At 56.1% G+C, this 5,133-nt stretch carries 5 protein-coding genes; 3 read left to right on the forward strand and 2 right to left on the reverse strand.

The genetic code is table 11. The features are described 5' to 3' along the window. Positions 1–144: 144 nt before the first annotated feature. Positions 145–1,086, reverse strand: a complete 942-nt coding sequence (locus tag EKM85_RS11330; RefSeq protein ID WP_125586967.1) for a helix-turn-helix domain-containing protein — start codon at positions 1,084–1,086, stop codon at positions 145–147. Between the two features lie 91 nt (positions 1,087–1,177). On the opposite strand from EKM85_RS11330, the gene EKM85_RS11335 reads away from it, so the two are divergent. Next, complete coding sequence (locus EKM85_RS11335) at positions 1,178–2,455, forward strand: MFS transporter (RefSeq protein ID WP_125586970.1); 1,278 nt, start codon at positions 1,178–1,180, stop codon at positions 2,453–2,455. A 107-nt stretch (positions 2,456–2,562) separates the two neighbouring features. Here the strand turns inward: EKM85_RS11335 and EKM85_RS11340 are convergent, their stop codons facing one another. Next, on the reverse strand, positions 2,563–2,970 hold the full coding sequence (locus EKM85_RS11340) for a GNAT family N-acetyltransferase (RefSeq protein ID WP_164510766.1): 408 nt from the start codon (positions 2,968–2,970) through the stop codon (positions 2,563–2,565). A 646-nt stretch (positions 2,971–3,616) separates the two neighbouring features. Between EKM85_RS11340 and rsgA the strand changes: the two genes are divergently transcribed. Both rsgA and EKM85_RS11350 read left to right on the forward strand, forming a co-directional pair. Further along, positions 3,617–4,540 (forward strand): ribosome small subunit-dependent GTPase A, encoded by a 924-nt coding sequence (rsgA, locus tag EKM85_RS11345; RefSeq protein WP_164510767.1) that lies wholly within the window; start codon positions 3,617–3,619, stop codon positions 4,538–4,540. A 1-nt stretch (position 4,541) separates the two neighbouring features. Beyond that, entirely contained in the window at positions 4,542–5,096 is a 555-nt protein-coding gene (locus EKM85_RS11350) for an ABC transporter transmembrane domain-containing protein (protein WP_125586976.1), read from the forward strand. Positions 5,097–5,133 lie beyond the last annotated feature (37 nt).

Below are 5,133 nucleotides of genomic sequence, written 5' to 3' on the forward strand. Positions count from 1 at the left end.
CCCCGGTTGAGTATCGGGAACAAGTCATCGTGGCTTAATTCAAATTCTAATTCGTCTAACTTTTCTATTGCACTTCAGAGACAAGCCGTTACTTGCCCTGCTGAGTTGGTCCTTTTAATTGGGCGATGGTCCATGCCGAGCCGCTCAGAACTGCGCGTACAGGAAAATCGTATCGGTCGGCGGCGTTGTTTTAAGTGAATTAAGGATCTCGTTAAAGCGATTGGCCCACTCGGTGAGGCCAAGGTCCGAACACTGCTGGATGGCGTGCTCACACGTCGCAATGCCGGCGTCGCGCTTGCCGAGTTTGATCTGCAGCCAGCCGTTGAAGAACCCCGTGGCGATGACGCGGTTGGCGCTGCTTCGGTCCAGCCCATTCATCATCTTCATGACCTGAACGGCGGCGGTCATCTCATCACGGGCCATTAGGCTGGTCAAGGCGGCGACGGCCAACTGCAAGTCGATCTGCTCAAAACTTGGACTGTGCTTAAGAAAGCGGCTGCGCTTGAGGCCGATTCGTAACAGTTGGACCGTCATCACCGGCGCCAGCGCTGGGGTAAAAGCAATAAACAGGTAACACTCGTAGACGCCCCAATTATCGACCTGCTGGAGGTAATGCATGATTGGTGCCTGGATCCGCGCCAGGCTGGCGTTATCGATCGGCTTCTGCAGAATCGCGTTCATCGACTGGTAAAACAGCCAAATGAAGTGATTCTTGCGTGTCGGCTTGGCGCGGTACGCGGCCTCAGCAGCATCAATGTAGCTTTTGACCTGTGAGGCGTCCTTGACGACCTCACTAATGGCAAAATACGGTGCCATGGAGGGCATCATCTTGCGCACGCGAACCAGCGAATAGTCTTCCTCCTCTTCCGAATCCGTCGTTGAGTGACGCATCCCCAGCAGGAACTCTTCAATTGCCACGTTCAGCGCCTCAAGCAGCGCGGTGAACCGGCTGACGGTGATGTCGCTTTGCCCGCGCTCAAACCGCGAGATGAACCCTTCCGTCAACCCGGTATCCGCGGCCAGCTGAGCCAAAGTCACGTCCTTACTTTGCCGCAGCTCCCGAAAATACGGCCCGTATTTTTGCATGCGCTCAGCTCCTTTTGCATATATGCATATTCTGACCGGGACAACCTCTCCTGTCAACTATGCTTGGGCCATCAGAAAAGAGGTCATCATTATGAAAGAATATCTTGCTAATCACCAATTCCGCGCACTGGCTAATTCGGATTTTCTCAGCGCCATCGGGTCCGTCCTGTTTAACCTAGTCTTCCTGATTTACGCGCAGACGCTGCCGTTCAAAACGCTGGCCCTGTCGCTGGTGTCGATCATCAACCTGCTGCCGACGCTGTTCCTGATCCTAAACGGGTACTGGGCGGATCACACCGACCCGCGGCGCCGCTTCAAGCTGGTGGTCGGGCTGCGCGTCGTTCAAGGCCTGCTGTACGTGGGGCTGGCCTTCCTGATCCGCCAGCCCGGCACCCTGCTCACCTTCGGACTCCTGCTGGCCATCAACTTCAGCTCAGACTTGATTGCAAACTTCACCTCCGGTCTGCTGCTGCATTATGAAAAAACATTCATCAAGAAGGATGCGTACGCCAGCGCCATGGGCTTCAGCAGCGGTATTCGCAATGTGATTTCAATGGTCTTCCAAGCGTTCGGTGCAAGCCTGATTCTTATCTTGCACAACAACTTCGCCCTGTTCGGCTTGATCAACGCGGTCAGCTTCGTGCTTGCCGGCGTCGTGCTCTGGCATGACCGTCACGCCTTTACCCAGGCGGATTCAGACGAACACGCCAAAAAAGCGCAGGCCCCGGCCACGCCTGCCGAAAACGTCAAGACCGGGATTTTCCGCGCCTTCGCCTTGCTTTACGAAGAGAAACCAATCTTCGCCATGGTTTTCCTGGCCATGGGCGTGAACACGCTTGGCACCTCAATGGACGGCCTCACCTCAGTGCTCCTGGCGAATACCAAAGCGCTTTGGCTCGGCACGTTTGGGACGACCGTGGCTGCGGTCAACATCGTGGGGGCACTGTCGATTACTCTGGCGGCGCTGTTTATGCACGACGGCTTGCAACGCGTCCCGCTGGCCGCCCTGACCGGCATCACAATGGCTGCGCTGGTCGTGTTTGCCATCAACATGGTGTGGTGGCAGCAGCCGGCAATCATGCTGGCCAGCATGATCGTCGCAAGTTATCCCATCGGCAAGATTAATCCGCGCCTGCAGGGCATGATCATGGGTAAGATCGACGACCAGCACTTGGCCGCAACCTCGTCTGTGATCGACACGGCTTCTCTGGTCGGTGCACCGCTGGGGACCGTGATTTTCCTTGGCATCGCCAACCTCAGCTCACCACAGACGGCATGGATCATCTTTGGCGGCTGCGCAGCGCTCATGGTCATCGCCGCCGCAATGTGCGCCGTTAAGTGGCCGGATACTGCAGCCGCGGCTGCCTAATTCAGATGCTCTCTGTCTGGGCTTCGCCATTCCTCGGGGCAACCTTAACTGGTTTGAACACGACTCCTTGGGCCTGCCGTTTATGAAAAAAGCTGCAGGCCTATATTTTATCGCCGGTCCAGCACCATCGCATTGCCGTATTGAGCGCCCACCGATTGGAACCCAAACTGCTGATAAAACGATTGCGCCTGCCTCGTTGGTTCGGCGATCAACACCACTTGGCCAACGCTGGGGAACCGACCCAGCATTTGCTTAACCAATGCAGTGCCGATGCCCTGATGCTGACGTGCTGGCAGCACCAACAGATCTTGGAGATACAGTATCGTCTCGCCATCTGAAACCCCACGCGCGAGCCCCACTGCTTGCTCCCCTTCGAGCGCAGCAAGGTAGGTCGCTTGCCGAATTGCGCGTTCTGTTTTCGCCCAATCATTGAGGTAGCGAGCCCAACCGTTTTGTTCGTACAACGGCTTGAAGTCGACTTTTACGGGTGAAACCTGCCAGTGATAAGTAATCATGATCATGCCTCCGTCTGCGGTGGTCGATTAACACCGCCACGCTTTTAAATCCAGTGTGCCTTACCGATTCCAAGCAATCAATGGCAAGTTAACTCTCCCTGCTACCCGCATTAATTAGACAAATAGGTCATGCTTCTCGGAACTTGATACCCAGTCCTCGGAAATTGGTCGTCGAGTGTCGCACTCGCTACTATAATTTCAGTTTTGCCCGTTAATGCACTTTTGGGAACAAAAATTGGCAGGCATTTCTTCGAAAACAGCAAAAACGCAAAAACGGAGCAGCTTTTCCAGATTCAAAATCACGAAAAAGGCGAAATCAGCAAATTGGTTCCGGACAATTCTAGAAACAAGCTACTGGCACGCTTCTTTTAGGTGTTCAAATTAGACAAACAAACCTTTCCTCGTTGACACCTACCACAGGGAGGAATATGCTTAGCCCATCAAAAATAAAATCTTCACAAGGAGGCAACCCATGATGAAAAACTTTAGGACGGTAACATCACAAAGTTTATTCGTGACGTGTCAGCTGACGCCAGGCCTCCTTGGAAACAAGCTCTAACTATTTGTTTCGTCTCTAAAGGACCTTGCAGCAAGCCGACTCGTGTTGGCTTGCTTTTTTGTGCCAAGATTCTTTGGAGGCTTTCTATTGTTAAACACTGATTCAACTGTTGTCCGTGGCCAGATTTCGTTTCAGGCCCAGGACCGTTTTGACTTACTGGCAGACGGTGAGGAGCTGCCTGCAACGCTCAGCGGCAACTTTCGCCGCACGCTTAAGCAACAACACACCCAGCTGCTGGTCGGCGACTGGGTGAACGGCACGCTGCAAGCCGGCAACGTGCGCATCACGGCGATGCAGCCGCGTACCAGCCTGCTGGAACGCAGCACCTCCAGCCGCTTTCGGCAGTCTGGCAACCAGGCCATCGCCGCGAATTTAACCACGGTGGTGATCGTCACCAGTGCTAACCACGACTTCAACCTTGAACGCTTGCGCCGCTACCACGCGATTGCCACAGTCAGCCGCGCCAAGCCAGCATTCTTGATCACGAAAACGGACCTGATTACTGCCACTGACCTGGCCAAGCTGGTCGGTCAACTCACCGCGACCTTCCCTGGCACGCCGGTGTTCACGCTCGGCGCTGATCAGGAACCGGCCGCACAGCTGGCAGCGCTGCTTCGACCCGACGCGTGCCTCGCGCTCATCGGCTCCTCAGGCGTGGGCAAGTCCACCCTGGTCGGCAAGCTGACCGGTGAAGATTTGTACACCAAAACTATTCGGCAAGATGACGCGCACGGCCGCCATGCGACCACGAACCGCCGCCTGTTCGTCCTGCCCAGTGGCACCCGGCTCATCGATACCCCAGGGATGCGGGCGGTGGGCGTGGCCGAGGCCAGTGCCGGGTTTGCTGCGCAGTTTTCGCCGATCGAGGAATTGGCAGCCAGCTGCCAGTTCCGCAACTGCCGCCACGTCAGCGAACCCGGCTGCGCGGTCAAGGCCGCGGTGCAGGCCGGTACGCTGCCTGAGGCCACTTACCAGGCCTACCTGAAGTACCAGGCGAAGGAGGCGCGTTAACATGCGGCTCAATCAATATTTTCTTCGCCACTGGCGCATGGGGCTGCTGGTCGCTTTCCTCTTGATCGCCGGTACCGTCCTCAACACGGCCTACACCATCACACTGGGCAACATTCTTACGGCACTCGGCCACCGTTCCGCATCGGGCACCCTAATGTGGCTAGTGGCGACCGCCATCGTCCTGACCCTTTTTTCGCTGCAGCATTACCTTGAGCCCGTAGCCGAAACGGCAGTCAACGAAGCGATGGGGCTGAGCGTGCGCCGCGACATCACCGCGCGGCTGGCGCGCACCAGCGCTGAGCAGTTTCACCAACAGCCCGTTCCGGAATACGTGTCGTGGCTGACTAACGACCTGTCGACCATTAACGATTACGGATTCGAGAACACCTGGATGGCGGCGGGCCAGGCGCTGCAGGTCGTCATCGGCGGCGCGGCGCTGCTGCACTACAACTGGTCGCTCACGGTTCTAGTGCTCGCGTTAAGTCTGCTGATGCTGCTGGTTCCCCACTTTTTCACGACGAATTGTCAAATCAAGTGCAACTTTTTACCTAGGTAGACTTCAGCTGGTGTCTTCCAGCCCAAGACCTTGCGTG

It is taken from the genome of Lacticaseibacillus jixianensis, from assembly GCF_003946485.1.
In the GTDB taxonomy this organism is placed as follows: domain Bacteria; phylum Bacillota; class Bacilli; order Lactobacillales; family Lactobacillaceae; genus Lacticaseibacillus; species Lacticaseibacillus jixianensis.

Excerpts from the sequence above, each read along its gene's own strand:
- EKM85_RS11330 (WP_125586967.1), bottom strand. The coding sequence starts at position 1,086 with ATGCAAAAATACGGGCCGTATTTTCGGGAGCTGCGGCAAAGTAAGGAC.
- EKM85_RS11335 (WP_125586970.1), top strand. The coding sequence starts at position 1,178 with ATGAAAGAATATCTTGCTAATCACCAATTCCGCGCACTGGCTAATTCG.
- EKM85_RS11340 (WP_164510766.1), bottom strand. The coding sequence starts at position 2,970 with ATGATTACTTATCACTGGCAGGTTTCACCCGTAAAAGTCGACTTCAAG.
- EKM85_RS11350 (WP_125586976.1), top strand. The coding sequence starts at position 4,542 with ATGCGGCTCAATCAATATTTTCTTCGCCACTGGCGCATGGGGCTGCTG.